The organism is Klebsiella sp. CTHL.F3a, from assembly GCF_019890895.1.
In the GTDB taxonomy this organism is placed as follows: domain Bacteria; phylum Pseudomonadota; class Gammaproteobacteria; order Enterobacterales; family Enterobacteriaceae; genus Klebsiella; species Klebsiella grimontii.
This window is the reverse complement of the sequence record NZ_CP082360.1, coordinates 2,916,722-2,936,326: the sequence shown is the minus strand read 5'-3', so window position 1 is coordinate 2,936,326 and position 19,605 is coordinate 2,916,722. Positions and strand designations below refer to the sequence as shown.

The 19,605-nt window shown below is 57.6% G+C and carries 15 protein-coding genes; 10 read left to right on the top strand and 5 right to left on the bottom strand.

The genetic code is table 11. The features are described 5' to 3' along the window. The first annotated feature begins 1 nt into the window (after position 1). Entirely contained in the window at positions 2-1,093 is a 1,092-nt protein-coding gene (locus K7H21_RS13800) for an alkylhydroperoxidase domain protein (RefSeq protein ID WP_004120632.1), read from the top strand. 5 nt (positions 1,094-1,098) lie between these two features. On the opposite strand, the gene araJ is transcribed toward K7H21_RS13800, so the two are convergent. Further along, positions 1,099-2,250, bottom strand: a complete 1,152-nt coding sequence (gene araJ / locus K7H21_RS13795) for an MFS transporter AraJ (RefSeq protein WP_004120634.1) — start codon at positions 2,248-2,250, stop codon at positions 1,099-1,101. Between the two features lie 411 nt (positions 2,251-2,661). Between araJ and K7H21_RS13790 the strand changes: the two genes are divergently transcribed. After that, the gene (locus tag K7H21_RS13790) at positions 2,662-2,838 is read left to right on the top strand and encodes a hypothetical protein (protein ID WP_004120643.1); all 177 of its coding nucleotides are present in this window, start codon (positions 2,662-2,664) and stop codon (positions 2,836-2,838) included. Beyond that, on the top strand, positions 2,838-3,161 hold the full coding sequence (locus tag K7H21_RS13785) for a CcdB family protein (protein WP_071988218.1): 324 nt from the start codon (positions 2,838-2,840) through the stop codon (positions 3,159-3,161). Before K7H21_RS13790 ends, K7H21_RS13785 begins: the two co-directional genes overlap by 1 nt. A 41-nt stretch (positions 3,162-3,202) precedes the next feature. Here K7H21_RS13785 and fdnI read toward each other — a convergent pair whose 3' ends face one another. From fdnI to fdnG, 3 genes are read right to left on the bottom strand one after another with little or no spacing between them, the layout of a single operon-like run. Continuing rightward, positions 3,203-3,859 (bottom strand): formate dehydrogenase-N subunit gamma, encoded by a 657-nt coding sequence (gene fdnI, locus K7H21_RS13780; protein WP_004120645.1) that lies wholly within the window; start codon positions 3,857-3,859, stop codon positions 3,203-3,205. Then, a complete protein-coding gene (gene fdxH / locus K7H21_RS13775) occupies positions 3,852-4,736 on the bottom strand; it encodes a formate dehydrogenase subunit beta (protein WP_142468245.1) in 885 nt (294 codons plus the stop codon). Before fdxH ends, fdnI begins: the two co-directional genes overlap by 8 nt. An 11-nt stretch (positions 4,737-4,747) precedes the next feature. Beyond that, the gene (fdnG, locus tag K7H21_RS13770; protein WP_142474141.1) at positions 4,748-7,795 is read right to left on the bottom strand and encodes a formate dehydrogenase-N subunit alpha; all 3,048 of its coding nucleotides are present in this window, start codon (positions 7,793-7,795) and stop codon (positions 4,748-4,750) included. Between the two features lie 226 nt (positions 7,796-8,021). Here fdnG and yddG point away from each other — a divergent pair, with 226 nt between their 5' ends. Continuing rightward, positions 8,022-8,900: an aromatic amino acid DMT transporter YddG gene (gene yddG / locus K7H21_RS13765; protein ID WP_004120652.1), complete on the top strand. Its 879-nt coding sequence runs from the start codon at positions 8,022-8,024 to the stop codon at positions 8,898-8,900. 120 nt (positions 8,901-9,020) lie between these two features. Here yddG and K7H21_RS13760 read toward each other — a convergent pair whose 3' ends face one another. After that, the gene (locus K7H21_RS13760) at positions 9,021-10,511 is read right to left on the bottom strand and encodes an MFS transporter (protein ID WP_004120658.1); all 1,491 of its coding nucleotides are present in this window, start codon (positions 10,509-10,511) and stop codon (positions 9,021-9,023) included. A gap of 119 nt (positions 10,512-10,630) precedes the next feature. Between K7H21_RS13760 and K7H21_RS13755 the strand changes: the two genes are divergently transcribed. The 6 genes from K7H21_RS13755 (at position 10,631) to narI (ending at position 19,548) form a co-directional block, all read left to right on the top strand. Continuing rightward, positions 10,631-11,206, top strand: coding sequence for a TetR family transcriptional regulator (locus K7H21_RS13755; protein WP_004120660.1), 576 nt, complete (start codon positions 10,631-10,633; stop codon positions 11,204-11,206). 189 nt (positions 11,207-11,395) lie between these two features. Continuing rightward, positions 11,396-12,790: a NarK family nitrate/nitrite MFS transporter gene (locus tag K7H21_RS13750; protein WP_004120662.1), complete on the top strand. Its 1,395-nt coding sequence runs from the start codon at positions 11,396-11,398 to the stop codon at positions 12,788-12,790. 104 nt (positions 12,791-12,894) lie between these two features. Continuing rightward, positions 12,895-16,635, top strand: coding sequence for a nitrate reductase subunit alpha (locus K7H21_RS13745; RefSeq protein WP_223035859.1), 3,741 nt, complete (start codon positions 12,895-12,897; stop codon positions 16,633-16,635). Next, on the top strand, positions 16,632-18,176 hold the full coding sequence (gene narH / locus K7H21_RS13740; RefSeq protein WP_004120666.1) for a nitrate reductase subunit beta: 1,545 nt from the start codon (positions 16,632-16,634) through the stop codon (positions 18,174-18,176). The genes K7H21_RS13745 and narH overlap by 4 nt, the downstream gene beginning before the upstream one ends. Continuing rightward, the gene (narW, locus tag K7H21_RS13735; protein ID WP_049113772.1) at positions 18,176-18,871 is read left to right on the top strand and encodes a nitrate reductase molybdenum cofactor assembly chaperone; all 696 of its coding nucleotides are present in this window, start codon (positions 18,176-18,178) and stop codon (positions 18,869-18,871) included. The genes narH and narW overlap by 1 nt, the downstream gene beginning before the upstream one ends. Further along, positions 18,868-19,548: a respiratory nitrate reductase subunit gamma gene (gene narI, locus K7H21_RS13730; protein ID WP_142471225.1), complete on the top strand. Its 681-nt coding sequence runs from the start codon at positions 18,868-18,870 to the stop codon at positions 19,546-19,548. Before narW ends, narI begins: the two co-directional genes overlap by 4 nt. Positions 19,549-19,605: the final 57 nt, after the last annotated feature.

The window sequence follows — 19,605 nt, the reverse complement described above, 5'->3', positions numbered from 1 at the left end:
CATGACGCTAAGTCAGGATATATTGGCCGAACTGGCAGAGATTGCCCCCGATTCCGCTTTAGCCGCGGCGCGCGCCGTGCGCGAGGCGGCCACCCGCCACGCTCAGGGAAGCTATGAAACACTGTTTGGTCAGCAGGATAACGACTTTCCGCTCGATGAGCGTTTTGCCGTTGCCGCCAGGGTCGCTAAGCTGCATGAGAGCGATGCGCTGGCGGCCCACTATGCCGGTTTTGGTATCGCCGACCCCACATCCCCGCGGCTGGTCCCGGCGCTGGCCTTTGCCCGACTGTTAACCTTTACGCCTGTGGAGGCCACGCCATCGCCGCTGGAGGCGTTAATCCGCGCCGGTTGGACCCTGCGCGGCATCGTCACCCTCGCCCAGCTTATCGCCTTTGTCAGCTTCCAGAGTCGGCTGGTCACCGGGCTGCGCCTGCTTAACGGCAAAAGCATTACTGTCGCACAAACCCCGGTCGCGGCTGGATTCTGGCATACCTCGCCGCAAACCCTCAGCGGTAAGCGCGCGCCAGTGCGATTTACCCGCGACGAACTGCACTGGGAGCCCTGGCTGGCGGCTAAACCGCTGGCGGAGTTTACCCCGGATGAGCAGGCGCTGCTGGCGAAGTTCGGCCATAGCGATTCCCCCTATTTCCGCCTGCTGGCGCGCAACCAGCCGGTACTGGAGCAGCGTACGTTAACCGACAAAGGGATTTTTTATACTCCCGGCGGCCTGCCGCGCGCCGAACGCGAGCTGGCGGCGACGGTGGCGAGCAAAGTTAACGGCTGTATTTATTGCGCGTCGGTGCATGCGCGCAAGGCCGCGCAGCTGGCTAAGGATGAAACGGCGGTAGAAACGCTGCTGGCGGTAACGCCCGGAGAGAACCTGAGCGACGGGCAGACGCCGGGCTGGCAGGCGCAAATCGATTTCGCCGCCGCGATTTCCGTTACCCCGCCCGCCCTGGGCGCCGGACACCTTGCCGCGGTCGAACAGCAGGGCCTGGATACGCTCGCTCAGCTGGATTTACTGCAATCGGCAGCGTTCTTCGCCTGGGCCAACCGTTTAATGTTGACCCTCGGCGAACCCTGGCAGGAGTAAATGAATCAGGCCGGACGCTGCTGATAGCGGGCATAAATCAGCAGCGAACTGAGGGCAAGAAACGAGAGCAGAGCGGCCGGTAAGGCAACGGAACGCCAGCCAAAATCGGCCGTAATCATCATTCCGCCAAACAGCGCGCCGATGGCGCTACCGAGATTAAAGGCTATCTGACCGCCCGCCGCACCCAGCATCTCGCCGCCTTTGGCGTTTTGCAGCAGCAGAATTTGCAGCGGCGCCGACAGGGCGAACAGCGCCGCGCAGCAAATAAACGCCAGGGTTAATGAGGCGGCTTTATGCTCAGCCAGCAGAAAGATCAATAATAAGGTCACCACAATAACGCCATCGGTAACGGCGGCAATACGCAGCGGGCTGAAGCGAACGGAAACTTTACCGCTAAAGAGATTTCCGAGAACCATCCCGAGGCCCACCAGCATCATAATGAATATCATGGCGCTCTCACCGAAACCGGAGACGTTAATCATAAACGGCTTAATATAGCTAAACCATGCGAATACGCCGGCATTGCCGAACATCGTGGCGGCAAAAATTAACCACGGCGCGGGCGATGTTAAAAAACAGAACTGCGAGCGCAGGCGCGCCGTGGATTTATCAAACAGCGTGGGCACCCACCAGGCGATGGATACCAGCACCGCGATATCAAACACCGCAATCGCCAGAAAAGTATAGCGCCAGCTAAACTGATGGCCGAGCCAGGTCCCGGCGGGCACCCCCAGCAAATTGGCGACCGTCATCCCGGCGATCATCCCCGCCACCGCCGCCGTCACCTTTCCTGGCGGGGCGATTTTTGACAGGATAATCGCCCCTACGCCAAAAAATGCGCCGTGCGGAAAGCCGGAGATCAGACGGCCCAACGCCAGCATCGAATAGCTGGAAGATAAAGTGAAGATGGCATTGCCGATAACGCACAGCGCCACGAGAAACAGCATAACCGACTTTAACGAAAAGCGGCTGGAGAACAGCGCCATCACCGGCGCGCCGATCACCACGCCAAAGGCATAATATGAGATCATATTGCCCGCGGCGGGAATAGATATGCCGACATCATGAGCGATTTCAGGTAATACGCCCATAATGCCAAACTCCGCCATCCCGAGACCAAAGGTGCCAAGCGCTAACGAAAAAATAGTCTTTTTCATACAACTAATCACTTGTTATAAAATATACCGGCGGCATTATTGTGCATTATCAAACGGCAGACCAGATAAAAACGCCGGGTGGCATATTTATCCATAAAACGGCGCGGTTATTTCATAAGCTTATTCGCAAGTCGGTTATTAATTGCGCATTATCTCAAGGTACTCATTATTTCGAAGGTCGGATTACCATAAAAGCGATCGCCAGGACATTCTGTGACCAGCGGCTGGATTGCAACTATAAACCGTGTGGCAATGCCGACCCAGGACCACGCTTCCACAAAAGTGCCATCTTTTTCATATCGTTGCTGTTCTCTGGAACCCGTCTCGCAAACCTGCAACAACCAGGGGAGTCGGTATTGTTTTTTAAAGTGATAGGTTGATAATTGAAGCACACCACTTATGGAGGCCATAATGAAACTAAACGATATTGAAAACCTAACCGTCAAAGCCCCTCCACAGAATCCATGTCAGGCATCTGACGATCGCGATGAACAGTACCAGAAGGACAAGGAGTTTATGCAGGCAATGAATGAATTTACTGCTGAAGCCGGCCTGTTATCTGATGACCCCTTCTTTGAGGGACTGTGATGAGCTTACAATTTGATGTTTATCGCAATCCATCGGAGAGAACCAATCAGCTACAGCCATATATTATGGTTATTCAACATGATTATTACTGTGATTTGTCTACCAGACTTACTCTTCCATTAGGCTATAGTACTCGGCTGGCAGGATACTACCACTCCGCGTCTCCACGGATAAATATTAATTTTCAATCTTTATTCCTGAATACACCAGGGATCACCAGTGTAGAAAAGAGCAAATTAAAAAAGAAGCATTTCGTCTGTAATTTAAAAAGTAGCCACGGAGATGTTATTTCAGCCATCGATGCTCTTATTACCAATACCTGACCCGCTCCGGGTTTAACCGGAGCGGGTTTACGACTCAGAACTTATTTCAGCCCTTCGCAGCTCTCTTTCTTCGCTTCCTGACGCTCCACCTCGCGATACCAGCGCGGATGATGCTTCTTCGCCCAGCGGCGACTCACCTTCCCTTCGATCATGCCTTTAATCGATCCCTTTACCCAAAACGCCATATACATATGGATCAGAATCGCATGAATAAGAATAATCGCCGAGGTCGCGTGAATCAGCAGGCTATAGCGAATCACCTGAATCGGGAAATAGTGGGCAAACCAGGGTCGCCAGATAATCACCCCGGTCACCAGCAGCACAAAAATCATGCTCATAATGGTCCAGAACATCATTTTCTGCCCGGCGTTATATTTCCCTACCCGCGCCACTTTATGCTCGTTGCCTTTCAGCACCTCAATAATCCCTTTGAGCCAGGGAATATCCTGCTTATCAGGAATATTGTGGTGGACAAAGCGCACAAACATAAACATCAGGGCCACGAAAATCAGCACCCCGAAGAACGGATGCAGAATACGCCCCATCTGCGGTGTACCGAAGGTTTCGGTCAGCCACTGCAGCGTCGGGAAGAAAAACGAGATCCCCGAGAGCGCCACCAGAAAGAAGCAGATGACTACCGTCCAGTGACAGGCGCGGTCAATAAACTTCGTGCGCACAATCATTTTCGATTTACTCATCGTGCTCCTCCTCTTCGTCACCCGCTTCCTTGTTCGGCCCAATCCCGATGTAGTGATAAATCAGCCCGGCAAAGGTGGCGATAAATCCGACCGCCGAGAGCGGCTTCAGCGCGCCTTTCCACAGGTTGATCGCGGTATCGATCTGCGGCGCTTTCGCCAGGTTATGGTATAGCTCAGGCTGGTCGGCATGATGCAGCACGTACATCACGTGCGTGCCGCCGACGCCCGGCGGGTTATACACCCCGGCATGGGGATAGCCGCGCTTCTTCAGTTTTTCCACGCGCTCGTTAGCCACCTCCAGCATCTCTTTCTTGCTGCCGAAATGAATCGCGCCGGTTGGGCAGGTTTTCACGCAGGCCGGTTCCTGGCCGACGCTGACCCGGTCAACGCACAAGGTGCACTTATAAACCCGGTTATCCTCTTTATTGAGGCGCGGGACGTTAAAGGGACACCCGGCGATGCAGTAGCCGCAGCCGATGCAGTTTTCCTGCTGAAAGTCGACGATGCCGTTGGCGTATTGAATAATCGCCCCGGCGGACGGGCACGCCTTCAGGCAGCCCGGGTCCTCGCAGTGCATACAGCCGTCTTTGCGAATCAGCCACTCCAGCTTGCCGTTCTGCTCGGTTTCGCTAAAACGCATTACCGTCCAGGATTTGGCGCTCAGATCGGCGGGATTGTCATACACGCCGACGCAGTGCCCAACCTCATCGCGAATATCGTTCCACTCGGAACAGGCCACCTGGCAGGCTTTACAGCCTACACAGGAGGAGACATCAATCAGCTTCGCCACTTCCGCCTTAAAATCCCGCGCGCGCGGCGCGGGAGTTATCGGGTTGGTAGCGGAGCGTTTAATAATGTCCTGGGTTTCCATCGCCATTGATTCGCTCCTTACGCTTTCTCGATGTTGACCAGAAACGCCTTATACTCCGGCGTTTGCGAGTTGGAATCCCCCACGTTCGGCGTCAGGGTATTGGCGATGTAGCCTTTTTTAGCTACGCCTTCAAAACCCCAGTGCAGCGGGATACCGACGGTTTCCACCTGCTGGCCGTTAACGTTAAGCGTGTGCAGACGACGCGTCACCACCGCCACCGCGCGAATAAAGCCGCGTTTGCTGCTGACCGTCACCCGATCGCCGTTGGCTATCCCCTTCGCTTTCGCCAGGCCTTCGCTGATTTCGACAAACTGTTCCGGCTGCGCGATGGCGTTGAGCAGCGCATGCTTGGTCCAGGTGTGAAAATGCTCGGTCAGGCGATAGGTGGTGCCGACGTACGGGAATTGCGCCCTCTTGCCTAAACGCAGGGCATCCTCTGCATACAGCCGCACCACCGGGCTGGAGATCACGTTCGGGTGCAGCGGGTTGGTGCCAAGCGGCGTTTCCATCGGCTCGTAGTGTTCCGGGAACGGGCCTTCCGCCAATTTATTCAGCGCAAAGAGTCTTCCCATCCCTTCCTGCTGCATAATAAACGGCCCGGTTTTGCTGCCCGGCGGGGCGTTATTAAAGTCCGGAATATCGTTTCCGACCCACTTGCTGCCGTTCCAGCGGATCAGCATCCGCTTCGCATCCCATGGCTTGCCGTTGATATCCGCCGATGCGCGGTTATACAGCACCCGCCGGTTGAGCGGCCACGCCCACGCCCAGCCGAGCGTGTTGCCAAGACCTGACGGATCGGCGTTATCGCGGTTGGCCATCTGGTTGCCCTGCTCGGTCCAGCTGCCGGTATAGATCCAACAGGATGAAGCGGTGCTACCATCATCGCGCAGCAGCGCGAAGCTGTTCAGCAACTGGCCCTTCTTCGCCAGCAGCACACCGTTGGCGTCGTATAGCTCTTCCAGTGCATAGCCGTTGTTCTCTTTGGCGATTTCCTCAGATTCGGGATGATCCGGCTGCTTGTAATTCCAGCCCATCTTCAGCAGCGGCTCGACGCCTTTGCCACCCTCGGTGCGATACATCTCGCGCAGACGGTGATAGATCCCGGCAAGGATTTCGCCATCGTTACGCGCTTCCCCCGGCGCATCCTGACCTTTCCAGTGCCACTGCAGCCAGCGCCCCGAGTTGGCGATCGAACCATCCTCTTCGGCGAAGCAGGTAGACGGCAGACGGAAGACTTCGGTCTGAATCGCCGCCGGGTCGACATCATTCGACTCGCCGTGGTTTTGCCAGAAGGTCGACGTTTCGGTCACCAGCGGGTCGATCACCACCATGTACTTCAGCTTGCTCAGGCTGCGGACCACCTTGTTTTTGTCCGGGAACGAAGCCACCGGATTGAAGCCCTGGCAGAGATATCCCGTCACCTTGCCGTTATCCATCATATTGAAGTACTTGATAACGTCGTAAGCCTGGTCCCACTTCGGCAGCCAGTTAAAGCCCCAGTCGTTCTCTTTTTGCGCCGCATCGCCGTAGAACGATTTCATCAGGCTGACGAAGAATTTCGGATAGTTGCTCCAGTAGTTCACCTGGTCCGCCAGCAGCGCTTTCGGCGTATTCGCCGTCAGATAGCTTTGCAGATCCGTCTGCTGTTCCGACGGCAACGTCAGGTAGCCCGGCAGGCTGGTCGATAGCAGCCCTAAATCGGTAAGCCCCTGGATATTGGAGTGTCCGCGCAGCGCATTCACGCCGCCGCCCGCCATCCCCATATTGCCGAGCAGCAGTTGGATCATCGCCATGGTGCGGATGTTCTGCGCCCCGACGGTGTGCTGCGTCCAGCCCAGCGCGTAAAGGAAGGTGGTGGTCCGGTCCGCCGCGCTGGTTGAGGCCAGCACCGCGCACACCTTGAGGAAATCGGCCTTCGGCGTGCCGCAGATATTCTCCACTACCTCCGGCGTATAGCGCGAAACGTGCTGCCGGAGCAGATTCCATACGCAGCGCGGATGCTGCAGGGTTTCATCGCGCATGGCGTAGCCGTTTTCGTCGAACTGATAGTTCCACGACGATTTATCGTACTGACGCTTTTCGGCATCGTAGCCGCTGAACAGGCCGTCTTCGAAGGCAAAATCGTCGCGCACCAGCAGGCTGGCGTTGGTGTAATGCTTCACGTATTCAGCGTTGATTTTGTTATTTTCGATCAGGTACAGCAGCACGCCCGACAGAAAGGTAATGTCGGTGCCGGAACGAATCGGCGCATAGATATCGGCCACCGACGCCGTACGCGTAAAGCGCGGGTCGACGACGATAAGCAGAGCGTCGTTGTTGTTTTTCGCCTCCATCGCCCAGCGGAATCCCACCGGATGGGCTTCGGCGGCGTTACCGCCCATCACCACCACGACGTTGGCGTTTTTGATATCCACCCAGTGGTTGGTCATCGCACCGCGACCAAATGTTGGAGCAAGACTTGCTACCGTTGGTCCGTGTCAGACGCGCGCCTGGTTGTCTACCGCCAGCATACCGAGGGAACGCACAAACTTCTGCGTCAGCATGCCGGTCTCGTTGCTGGCTGCCGAGGCGCACAGCATCCCGGTGGTAAGCCAGCGGTTTACCGTGACGCCCTGCTCGTTTTTCTCCATAAAGTTGGCGTCGCGGTCGGCTTTCATCAGCCTGGCGATACGCTCAAACGCCTCATCCCAGGAGATGCGCTGCCATTTATCCGCACCCGGCGCGCGGTATTGCGGGTAGCGCAGGCGGTTATCACTGTGGACGTAGTCCAGCAGTCCGGCCCCTTTCGGGCATAGCGCGCCGCGGCTTACCGGATGATCCGGGTCCCCCTCGATGTGATAAAGCGCTTCTTTCGCGTTCTTCGCGCCGTCGCCCAGGCTATACATTAATAGCCCGCAGCCTACGGAGCAGTATGTGCAGGTGTTGCGGATCTCTTTAGCGCGCAGCAGCTTGTAATTACGCGCCTGAGCCAGGGCCATTTTGGGCGCAAAACCCAAAGCAGCGGCTGTTGTTCCGGCCATACCGCCTGCGCAGATTTTAAAAAACTTTCTGCGGCTGACGTCCATTGTTCCCCTCCATGCGGGATGTTTATTCATCGCGGAGGGCAAAACTAACAGCAATATCCCTGTTTTATTTGCGTCAAATCAATGTCGAAAACTGACGCCCCCTTAATAGTCAGCGGCGCCAATTTTTATTACTCCGATAGTATTAAGCATGGTGGAAAATATCCCCCCGACGGCAGTAAAAAGTGTTATAAAACCCGACTGCGTTTGAACCAACATCAGGTTAAATATGGAGAAAAAGAGAGCCACGCTCATTGGATTGGCCGCTATCGTACTCTGGAGCACTATGGTCGGGTTGATTCGTGGCGTCAGCGAAGGTCTTGGCCCGGTGGGCGGCGCGGCGATGCTCTACAGCCTGAGCGGCATGTTGCTGATCTTTACCGTCGGCTTCCCGCAAATACGCCAGATTCCCCGCCCTTATTTACTGGCGGGGAGCCTGCTGTTCGTCAGCTATGAAATTTGCCTGGCGCTGTCGGTTGGCTTTGCCGGTACCCGCCAGCAGGCTATTGAAGTGGGGATGGTCAATTATCTCTGGCCCAGCCTGACGATTTTATTCGCCATTCTGTTTAACGGCCAAAAAAGCAGCTGGCTGGTTATCCCCGGTTTATTACTCGCTATATTTGGCGTCACCTGGGTATTAGGCGGTGAGCATGGTCTGAATATAGACGAAATTATCAGCAACGTGATCTCCAGCCCGCTGAGCTATATTCTGGCGTTCATCGGGGCGTTTATCTGGGCGGCCTACTGCACGGTCACCGCGAAATACGCCAAAGGCAAAAACGGGATTACGCTGTTTGTTCTGCTCACCGCCCTGACCCTGTGGCTGAAATTCCTGTTCAGCGATCAGCCGCCGATGGTCTTTAGCTGGCCGGTGACGATCAAGCTGATCGCGCTATCCGTCGCCCTGGGGTTTGGCTACGCGGCGTGGAACGTCGGAATCCTGCACGGCAACGTTAGCCTGCTGGCCGCCGCCTCTTACTTTACCCCGGTGCTCTCATCGGCGCTGGCGGCGGTACTGCTCAGCGCCGCGCTATCGTGGTCGTTCTGGCAGGGCGCCGGAATGGTCTGCGCCGGTTCCCTGCTCTGCTGGCAGGCAACCCGGCGCTAAAGCGGAGGCGGCGAACGCCTTAATGGCCGACACGATCCGCGACTGACTTCAGTCCCATCCCTGATGGCAATTCCCGGGATGGGCACCTCTTCAATCATCTGGCTGCCGGCTGGCAAAGGGTTAGTTGAGCTCCGGCGCTTTTGCCAGGCTTCGCCAGATCCCCGCCGCCAGCAACAACAGCAGGACGCCAGCCGTGGCCAGCACGGTGCTGTGCGAGTGAATAAACGCCGTCTTCGCCGCCTCAAGCAGGCTTTGCGCCGGAATGGCGGGCAGCGACTGCGCCAGCTTAATCGCCTCGCTGATGGAGGAGGACGCCTGCTCCGCCGCCGCGCCCTCAATACCCCACGGCAGGACGATTGACGAAGTGTAGCTGCGGGTCAGGATCAGGCCAAACAGAGCAATGCCCAGGCCCGCGCCCAGTTCATAGGCCATGGTTTCGATGGCCCCCGCCGCCGCCGCTTTCTCCTTCGGCGCGGCGGCCATGATCGCCGAGCTGGAGGCCAGCAGCGCGCTGGCAACGCTGAAGCCCAGCAGCGTCATCAGTCCCCAGGCCTGCCACTGCTGCGTACTGAAATCGGTCATCGACAGGCCGAGGAAGCTCAGGGCGCTCAACAGCATTCCGCCGGTGGCGACCTCGCGCAGCCCCAGACGCGACACCAGCATGCCGGCAATCGGTCCGCTGAAACCGCTCGCTACCATCACCGGCAGCATAAACAGCCCGGCTTCAAAAGGCGTTTTGCTATGCACAAACTGCAGCTCCTGCGCCATCAGCAGCTCAAAACCCACTAGCGTAATCAGCGCGGTCATCGCCATCATCACCCCGCTTAAAATAATGCGATGGGTAAACAGACGCATATCGACCATCGGACGGGTTGCCGAGAGCTGTTTGCGCACGAACCAGAACAGCATCGCAGCGCCCGATAGCGCCACCAGCCCGGTTAACCACAGCGCCATTTGCCCTTTGAGCGCCGTCTTGGCGCTAAACACCAGCATCAGGATGGCGGCGATGAGGATCAGCGCCTGGAAAAAATTAAGCGGCTGCTCGCGCCGCGCGGGCTGGCGCGGCACCACTTTGGCGTTAATCGCCATCACCAACAGCACGATCGGCACGTTGATCAGGAATACCGAACCCCAGTAAAAGTGCTCCAGCAGCATGCCGCCAATCAGCGGGCCGAATGCCGCGCCGCCGGAACCGACCGCCGCCCATAGACCCAGCGCCATATTGCGCTGTTGCGCTTGCGAAAAGGTGCTGCGGATACCGGCAAGGGTCGCCGGGACGATCATCGCCGCCCCCACCGCCAGCAGCGCGCGGGAGGCAATCAGCGTCTCTGCGGTAGGGGAAAACGCCGCCGCCAGCGACGCCGAGCCAAAAATACCGCTGCCGAGCAGAAGCAGCCGTTTAAAGCCGATTTTATCGCCCAGCGCGCCCATAGGCAGTACCATGCCTGCCATGACCAGCGAATAAATATCAATAATCCACAGCAGCTCGTTGCCGCTGGTGCCCAGCGCTACGCTTAGCGTGGGCGCGGCCACGTGGAGAACGGTGGCGTCAATCGCCACCGGGATATAAACCAGCAAAATCGCCATCAGCGTCAACCATTGCCGAGACATACTACATTTCCTCAAAGTTAAATATTGGACAGCTGTCCAGGAAAGCGATCCTGCCGGAATGTTGAACGAGTGTCCAACTTTTTGTTACTATCGGCAAAAAAACCAGGGTCACAAACGTTATGAGCTACTTAAATCGCGATGCGCGTCGGGAAGTTATTGTGCAGGCGGCCATGCGCGTGGCGCTTCAGGGCGGGTTTAGCGCCATGACCGTTCGCAATATCGCCGCCGAAGCCGGCGTTTCCGCCGGCCAGCTGCACCACCATTTCACCTCCGCGGGTGAGTTAAAGGCCCATACCTTCGTGCGCCTGATTCGCGAAATGATGGATATGCCGCTGGTCGCCGACGATGCCACATGGCGTGAACGCCTGTTTTCCATGGTGGGCAGCGATGACGGCAGGCTTGAGCCCTACATTCGTTTATGGCGCGAAGCGCAGCTGCTGGCCGATAGCGATGCTGATATTAAAGGCGCGTATCTGCTGACGATGAGCATGTGGCATGAAGAGACGCTGAAGATAATCCAGCGCGGCACCGAAGCGGGTGAGTTCAGGCCAAGGGACCCTGCGGAAAGTATCGCCTGGCGGCTTATTGCCCTCGTCTGCGGTCTGGATGGTATTTACGCCCTGGGAATGAAGGAAATTGATGATGCCGCCTTTAATCAACATATCAATCATTATATTTCGATGGAATTATTTTAATCAGGGTTACACTTTGTAACAAATAATTCCCACCTATTCTCCGCGCGTCTCTTTTAGATGCGCTTTTCTTATCTATTCTTCATTCATTACAACAAATACATCCCCCATCCCCTGGTTTTATTTCTTTTATTAATTTGCTGTTTTACAAGTTTATTCTTTTTGACTGACGACTGTTCATTCGAGGGCAATATGCAGAGCAAAAATGAGAAAAAGAATCATTATCTTTTAAAAGAGTGGAAACCGGAAAACGCGGCATTTTGGGAGAATAAGGGAAAGAAAATAGCCCGCAGAAATCTTTGCATTTCCGTAGCTTGTCTGCTACTCGCTTTTTGCGTCTGGATGCTATTCAGCGCCGTCGCCGTTAATCTCAATAAGGTTGGTTTTAATTTTACCACCGATCAGCTTTTTTTATTAACCGCCCTGCCTTCGCTCTCTGGCGCAATATTACGCGTGCCCTACTCCTTTATGGTACCTATATTTGGCGGGCGCTACTGGACGGTATTAAGCACGATTATTCTGGTAGCGCCCTGTATCTGGTTGGGAATAGCCATACAGAATACCGCTACTCCTTTTTGGGTATTTATTACGATTGCATTACTCTGCGGTTTTGCCGGGGCGAACTTTGCTTCCAGCATGGGAAATATCAGTTTTTTCTTTCCTAAAGCGAAACAGGGCAGCGCTCTGGGCATCAACGGCGGCCTCGGTAATCTTGGCGTCAGCGTGATGCAGATGATCGCCCCGGCAGCGATTTTTGTGCCCATTTTCGCCTTTCTTGGCGTACACGGCGTGCCTCAGGAAGATGGTTCGATCCTCGCGCTAAGCAACGCCGCCCTTATTTGGGTTCCGCTGCTGGTGATTGCCACCTTCGCCGCCTGGGTAGGCATGAACGACATCGCCAGCTCGAAGGCATCCATTCGCGAACAGCTCCCGGTGCTTAAACGCCCGCACATGTGGCTGCTGAGCCTGCTCTACCTCGCCACCTTCGGCTCGTTTATCGGCTTTTCCGCCGGTTTTGCCATGCTGGCGAAAACCCAGTTTCCCGACGTTAACATCCTTAAGCTGGCCTTCTTCGGGCCGTTTATCGGCGCGCTGGCGCGATCGTTTGGCGGCATCATCTCCGACCGCCTCGGCGGCGTGCGGGTGACGCTGGTCAACTTTGTGTTGATGGCGCTGTTTACCGGCCTGCTGTTTCTCACCCTGCCCGGCACCGGCTCAGGCAGCTTTCTCGCCTTTTACGTGGTGTTTATGGGCCTGTTTCTGACCGCCGGTCTCGGCAGCGGTTCCACCTTCCAGATGATCGCCGTGATCTTCCGCCAAATCACTATCGACAGCGTGAAGAAACGCGGCGGCAGCGATGAGCAGGCTCAGCACGAAGCGGTGACCGATACCGCGGCGGCGCTCGGATTTATCTCCGCCATCGGCGCGATTGGCGGCTTCTTTATCCCGAAAGCCTTCGGCACCTCGCTGGCGATGACCGGCTCCCCGGTCGGGGCGATGAAGGTCTTCTTTGTATTCTACGTGGTCTGCGTGCTGGTGACCTGGCTGGTCTACGGCCGGCGGAAACCGACGGCGACAAGACAATAACAACATGTTCAACGCAGGTCGTCTCGCTACGCCGGGTGGCGCTGATACGCCTTACCCGGCCTGCGGGCGAACGCCCTGACAGTTTATGGATCAGGAGAAATGTCATGAGTAAACTACTGGATCGCTTTCGCTACTTTAAGCAGAAAGGCGAGAGCTTTGCCAACGGTCACGGCCAGGTGTACAACACCAACCGCGACTGGGAGGACAGCTACCGTCAGCGCTGGCAGTTCGACAAAATCGTCCGCTCAACGCACGGTGTGAACTGTACGGGCTCCTGCAGCTGGAAAATTTACGTCAAAAACGGACTGGTGACCTGGGAAACCCAGCAAACCGACTATCCCCGAACCCGTCCTGACCTGCCGAACCACGAGCCCCGCGGCTGCCCGCGCGGCGCAAGCTACTCCTGGTACCTGTACAGCGCCAACCGTCTGAAGTATCCGCTGGCGCGTAAGCGGCTGATTGAGCTGTGGCGCGAAGCGCTGGCCCAGCATCCGGATCCGGTAGAGGCGTGGGACAGCATCATGCGCGACCCGGTCAAAACCCTTAGCTACAAGCAGGTTCGCGGCAAAGGCGGGTTTATCCGTTCAAGCTGGAAGGAGCTGAACCAGCTGATCGCCGCCGCCAACGTCTGGACCATCAAAAACTACGGCCCGGACCGGGTGGCGGGCTTTTCGCCGATCCCGGCGATGTCGATGGTCTCTTACGCCGCCGGTACCCGCTATCTGTCGCTGCTCGGCGGCACCTGCCTGAGCTTCTACGACTGGTACTGCGACCTTCCTCCCGCCTCGCCGATGACCTGGGGTGAACAGACCGACGTTCCCGAATCCGCCGACTGGTACAACTCCAGCTATATCATCGCCTGGGGCTCCAACGTCCCGCAGACCCGAACGCCGGACGCCCACTTTTTTACCGAAGTGCGCTACAAGGGCACCAAAACCATCGCGATTACCCCGGACTTTTCGGAAGTCGCCAAGCTTAGCGACCAGTGGCTGGCGCCGAAACAGGGTACCGACAGCGCGCTGGCCATGGCGATGGGCCATGTGATCCTCAAAACGTTTCACCTTGATACCCCGAGCGATTATTTCCTCAACTACTGCCGCACCTACACCGATATGCCGATGCTGGTGATGCTTGAGCGTCGCGAGGAGGGGTTCTACGTTCCCGGCAGGATGGTCCGCGCCGCCGATCTGGTTGACGATTTGGGCGAAAGCAACAACCCGGAGTGGAAAACCGTTGCCTATAACAGCGCTGGTGAACTGGTGGCGCCCAACGGTTCGATTGGCTTCCGCTGGGGGGAAAAAGGCAAATGGAACCTCGAACAGCAGGCCGCCGGGCAAACCATTGAACTCTCGCTGTCGCTGCTGGGTAGCCGTGACGACGTGGTGACGGTAGGTTTCCCCTACTTCGGCGGCAACGAAAACCCGCACTTCCGCAGCGTTAAGCAGGAGCCGGTGACCCTGCATCAGCTGCCGGTTAAACAGCTGCCGCTGGCCAACGGCGAAACCGGCCTGGTGGTCAGCGTCTATGATCTGATCCTCGCCAACTACGGACTCGATCGCGGTTTAGACGATCCCAATGCCGCGCAGGACTTCGGCGAGATAAAAGCCTATACCCCGGCGTGGGCCGAACAGATTACCGGCGTCCCGCGCCAGCACATCGAGCAGATCGCCCGCGAATTTGCCGATACCGCGCATAAAACCCACGGACGGTCGATGATTATCCTCGGCGCCGGCGTCAACCACTGGTACCACATGGATATGAACTACCGGGGGATGATCAATATGCTGGTGTTCTGCGGCTGCGTCGGCCAGAGCGGCGGCGGCTGGTCTCACTATGTCGGCCAGGAGAAACTGCGTCCGCAAACCGGCTGGCTGCCGCTGGCGTTCGCTCTTGACTGGAACCGCCCGCCGCGCCAGATGAACAGCACCTCCTTTTTTTACAATCACGCCAGCCAGTGGCGCTATGAAAAGCTGACCGCCCAGGAGCTGCTGTCGCCGCTGGCCGATGCCAGCCAATTCAGCGGCAGTCTGATCGACTTTAACGTACGCGCCGAACGTATGGGCTGGCTGCCCTCCGCGCCGCAGCTTGGCGTCAACCCACTGACGATTAAGGAACAGGCCGCCGCGGCCGGACTTACCCCTGCGGACTACACCGCCCGGGCGCTGAAGTCTGGTGAGATACGCTTCGCCTGCGAACAGCCGGATAACGGCAAAAACCATCCGCGTAATCTGTTTATCTGGCGCTCCAACCTGCTGGGCTCTTCCGGCAAGGGCCACGAGTATATGCTCAAATATCTGCTGGGCACCGACAGCGGCATTCAGGGCGATGAGCTGGGGGCTGCCGACGACGTGAGGCCCGAAGAGGTGGAGTGGCAGACCGCGGCCATCGAAGGCAAGCTCGACCTGCTGGTGACCCTCGATTTCCGCATGTCCAGTACCTGCCTGTTCTCCGATATCGTTCTGCCAACCGCCACCTGGTATGAAAAAGACGATATGAACACCTCAGATATGCATCCGTTTATCCACCCGCTTTCCGCCGCCGTTGACCCGGTGTGGGAATCGCGCAGCGACTGGGAAATCTACAAAGATATCGCCAAAACCTTCTCCGAGGTCTGTGTGGGCCACCTCGATAAAGAGACCGACGTGGTGCTGGTGCCGCTGCAGCACGACTCCCCGGCGGAACTGTCTCAACCCTTCGACGTGCTGGACTGGCGGAAAGGCGAATGCGAGCTGACGCCGGGTAAAACCGCGCCGTCGATCGCCGTGGTTGAGCGTGATTACCCGGCGACTTACGAGCGCTTCACCTCCCTTGGCCCGCTACTCGACAAGCTGGGCAATGGCGGCAAAGGCATTACGTGGGACACCCAGAGCGAAGTCGATTTCCTCGGCAAGCTTAACTACGTCAAGCTGGACGGCCCGGCGAAAGGCCGACCGCGCATCGACAGCGCCATCGACGCCTCGGAAGTGATCCTCGCCCTCGCCCCGGAAACCAACGGCCAGGTGGCGGTAAAAGCCTGGCAGGCGCTCGGCGAGTTTACCGGCCGCGAGCACACGCACCTGGCGCGCAATAAAGAGGATGAAAAAATCCGCTTCCGCGATATTCAGGCCCAGCCGCGCAAAATCATCTCCAGCCCTACCTGGTCCGGCCTCGAGAGCGAGCATGTCTCCTACAACGCCGGCTATACCAACGTCCACGAGCTGATCCCCTGGCGCACCCTTTCCGGCCGCCAACAGCTGTATCAGGATCATCCCTGGATGCGCGCCTTTGGCGAAAGCCTGGTGGTTTATCGTCCGCCGATTGACACCCGCAGCGTCAGCCAGATGAAAGCGATCCCGCCCAATGGCTTCCCGGAAAAAGCGCTCAACTTCCTGACGCCGCACCAGAAATGGGGCATCCACTCCACCTACAGCGATAACCTGCTGATGCTGACCCTGTCGCGCGGCGGGCCAATCGTGTGGATCAGCGAAACCGACGCCCGCGAGCTGGGTATCGAAGATAACGACTGGATCGAGGCCTTCAACGCCAACGGCGCGCTCACCGCCCGCGCGGTGGTCAGCCAGCGCGTACCGCCGGGGATGACCATGATGTACCACGCCCAGGAGCGCCTGATGAATATTCCGGGCTCGGAAGTCACCGGACGGCGCGGCGGGATCCATAACTCGGTCACCCGCGTGTGCCCGAAACCGACCCATATGATTGGCGGCTACGCCCAACTGGCTTACGGTTTCAACTACTACGGTACCGTCGGCTCCAACCGCGACGAGTTCATCATGATCCGCAAAATGAAAAATATTGACTGGCTGGATGACGAAGGTCGCGATGGGGTACAGGAGGCGAAAAAATGAAAATACGTTCACAGGTCGGTATGGTTCTCAATCTCGACAAATGCATCGGCTGCCACACCTGTTCCGTCACCTGTAAAAACGTCTGGACCGGACGCGAAGGGATGGAATACGCCTGGTTTAACAACGTTGAAACCAAACCGGGCATCGGCTATCCGAAAAACTGGGAAGATCAGGAGGTGTGGGAAGGCGGCTGGGTGCGCGATGTTAATGGCAAAATACGCCCGCGTCTGGGCGGTAAAATGGGCGTCATTACCAAGATCTTCGCTAATCCGGTGATACCGCAGATTGACGACTACTATGAGCCGTTCACCTTTGATTATCAGCATCTGCACAATGCCCCCGAGGGCAAACACCTGCCCACCGCCCGTCCGCGTTCGCTTATCGACGGCAAGCGGATGGATAAAATCATCTGGGGGCCCAACTGGGAAGAGCTGCTCGGCGGCGAGTTTGAAAAGCGCGCCCGCGACCGTAACTTCGACAAGATTCAGAAGGAGATGTACGGGCAGTTTGAAAACACCTTCATGATGTATCTGCCGCGCCTGTGCGAGCACTGCCTGAACCCGAGCTGCGTCGCCACCTGCCCCAGCGGCGCCATCTACAAGCGTGAAGAAGACGGCATCGTGCTGATCGACCAGGATAAATGCCGCGGCTGGCGTCTGTGCATCAGCGGCTGCCCGTACAAAAAAATCTACTTCAACTGGAAAAGCGGCAAATCGGAAAAATGCATCTTCTGCTACCCGCGTATCGAATCCGGGCAGCCCACCGTCTGCTCGGAAACCTGCGTCGGGCGTATTCGCTATCTCGGGGTGCTGCTGTATGACGCTGAGCGCATCGAAGAAGCGGCCAGCACCGAGCGCGAGACCGATCTCTACGAGCGGCAGTGCGAGGTGTTCCTCGACCCCCACGACCCGGCGGTGATTGAAGAAGCGCTGAAACAGGGGATCCCACAAAACGTAATTGATGCCGCCCAGCGCTCGCCGGTGTACAAAATGGCGATGGACTGGAAGCTGGCGCTGCCGCTGCATCCGGAATATCGCACTCTGCCAATGGTCTGGTACGTACCGCCGCTGTCGCCGATTCAGTCCTACGCCGACGCCGGCGGTCTGCCGAAAAGCGACGGTGTGCTTCCGGCCATCGAAAGCCTGCGTATTCCGGTGCAGTATCTCGCCAATATGCTCAGCGCGGGCGATACCGGCCCGGTACTGCGCGCGCTGAAGCGCATGATGGCGATGCGTCACTACATGCGCTCGCAAACGGTGGAGGGCGTTACCGATACCCGCGCCATCGAGGAGGTGGGCTTAAGCGTTGAGCAGGTCGAGGAGATGTACCGTTATCTGGCGATCGCCAACTACGAGGACCGCTTCGTGATCCCGACCAGCCACCGCGAAATGGCCCGCGACGCTTTCCCCGAGCGCAACGGCTGCGGCTTTACCTTCGGCGACGGCTGCCACGGCTCCGACAGCAAATTCAACCTGTTCAACAGTAGCCGCATTGACGCCATCAACATCACCGAAGTGCGCGATAAAGCGGAGGGAGAATAATGCGAATCCTCAAAGCGATCGCCCTGCTGCTGGAGTACCCGGATGAGTGTCTTTGGCAGTGCAAGGACGAGGTGCTGAGCATAGTACGTCACGACGCCCCCCTGCTCGACGACTTCGCCGCGGAGATGCTGAATGCCCCGCTGCTGGACAAGCAGGCCGAATGGTGCGAAGTGTTCGACCGGGGCCGCGCCACGTCGCTGCTGCTGTTCGAACACGTGCACGCAGAGTCCCGCGACCGCGGTCAGGCGATGGTCGACCTGCTCGCACAGTATGAAAAAGCGGGCCTGGTGCTCGACTGTCGCGAACTCCCCGACCACCTGCCGCTGTATCTGGAATATCTCAGCATATTGCCGGAAGCCGAAGCCCGCGAAGGCCTGCAAAACGTCGCGCCGATTCTGGCGCTGCTGGGCGGGCGGGTAAAGCAGCGCGGTGTCCCCTGGTATCAGTTGTTTGACGCCCTGCTCAGCCTGGGCGGGATCCCGTTATCAAGTGACAGTGTCACGCAGCAGGTCAACAACGAGTCCCGCGATGACACCCGGCAGGCGCTGGATGCGGTCTGGGAAGAAGAACAGGTGAAATTTATCGAAGACAACGCTACGGCCTGTGACAGCTCACCGTTACAGCAATATCAACGACGCTTTAGCCAGGACGTGGCGCCGCAGTACGTCGACGTCAGCGCGGGAGGCCCGAAATGATACACTACCTGAACGTCTTTTTTTACGACATCTACCCCTACATCTGCGCGACGGTCTTTTTTCTCGGCAGCTGGCTGCGCTATGACTACGGTCAGTACACCTGGCGCGCTTCCTCCAGCCAGATGCTGGATAAACGCGGGATGGTGCTCTGGTCGAATCTGTTCCATATCGGCATACTCGGCATTTTCTTTGGCCATCTCTTCGGTATGCTAACGCCACACTGGATGTATGCCTGGTTTTTGCCGATTGCGGTCAAGCAGCAGATGGCGATGGTGCTCGGCGGCGTGTGCGGCGTTCTGACGCTGATTGGCGGTGCGGGGTTGCTCTGGCGCCGTCTGACCAACCAGCGCGTGCGCGCCACCTCGACGATGCCGGACATTATCATCATGAGCATTCTGCTGATTCAGTGTCTGCTCGGGCTGAGCACGATTCCTTTCTCGGCGCAGTATCCGGACGGCAGTGAAATGATGAAGCTGGTTGGCTGGGCGCAGGGCATCGTAACGTTCCGCGGCGGCTCGTCAGAAATGCTCAGCGGCGTCGCCGTTGTCTTCCGCGTGCACCTGGTGTTGGGGATGACGATTTTCCTGCTGTTCCCGTTCACCCGACTGGTTCACGTCTGGAGCGCGCCGTTTGAATATTTCACCCGCCGCTACCAGGTGGTGCGTTCAAGACGCTGAGCAAAATCCGCAATCATCCCGGGTGGCGGCGTAAACGCCTTACCCGGGCTACAGGAT

Excerpts from the sequence above, each read along its gene's own strand:
- K7H21_RS13800 (WP_004120632.1), top strand. The coding sequence starts at position 2 with ATGACGCTAAGTCAGGATATATTGGCCGAACTGGCAGAGATTGCCCCC.
- araJ (WP_004120634.1), bottom strand. The coding sequence starts at position 2,250 with ATGAAAAAGACTATTTTTTCGTTAGCGCTTGGCACCTTTGGTCTCGGG.
- K7H21_RS13790 (WP_004120643.1), top strand. The coding sequence starts at position 2,662 with ATGAAACTAAACGATATTGAAAACCTAACCGTCAAAGCCCCTCCACAG.
- K7H21_RS13785 (WP_071988218.1), top strand. The coding sequence starts at position 2,838 with ATGAGCTTACAATTTGATGTTTATCGCAATCCATCGGAGAGAACCAAT.
- fdnI (WP_004120645.1), bottom strand. The coding sequence starts at position 3,859 with ATGAGTAAATCGAAAATGATTGTGCGCACGAAGTTTATTGACCGCGCC.
- fdxH (WP_142468245.1), bottom strand. The coding sequence starts at position 4,736 with ATGGCGATGGAAACCCAGGACATTATTAAACGCTCCGCTACCAACCCG.
- yddG (WP_004120652.1), top strand. The coding sequence starts at position 8,022 with ATGGAGAAAAAGAGAGCCACGCTCATTGGATTGGCCGCTATCGTACTC.
- K7H21_RS13760 (WP_004120658.1), bottom strand. The coding sequence starts at position 10,511 with ATGTCTCGGCAATGGTTGACGCTGATGGCGATTTTGCTGGTTTATATC.
- K7H21_RS13755 (WP_004120660.1), top strand. The coding sequence starts at position 10,631 with ATGAGCTACTTAAATCGCGATGCGCGTCGGGAAGTTATTGTGCAGGCG.
- K7H21_RS13750 (WP_004120662.1), top strand. The coding sequence starts at position 11,396 with ATGCAGAGCAAAAATGAGAAAAAGAATCATTATCTTTTAAAAGAGTGG.
- K7H21_RS13745 (WP_223035859.1), top strand. The coding sequence starts at position 12,895 with ATGAGTAAACTACTGGATCGCTTTCGCTACTTTAAGCAGAAAGGCGAG.
- narH (WP_004120666.1), top strand. The coding sequence starts at position 16,632 with ATGAAAATACGTTCACAGGTCGGTATGGTTCTCAATCTCGACAAATGC.
- narW (WP_049113772.1), top strand. The coding sequence starts at position 18,176 with ATGCGAATCCTCAAAGCGATCGCCCTGCTGCTGGAGTACCCGGATGAG.
- narI (WP_142471225.1), top strand. The coding sequence starts at position 18,868 with ATGATACACTACCTGAACGTCTTTTTTTACGACATCTACCCCTACATC.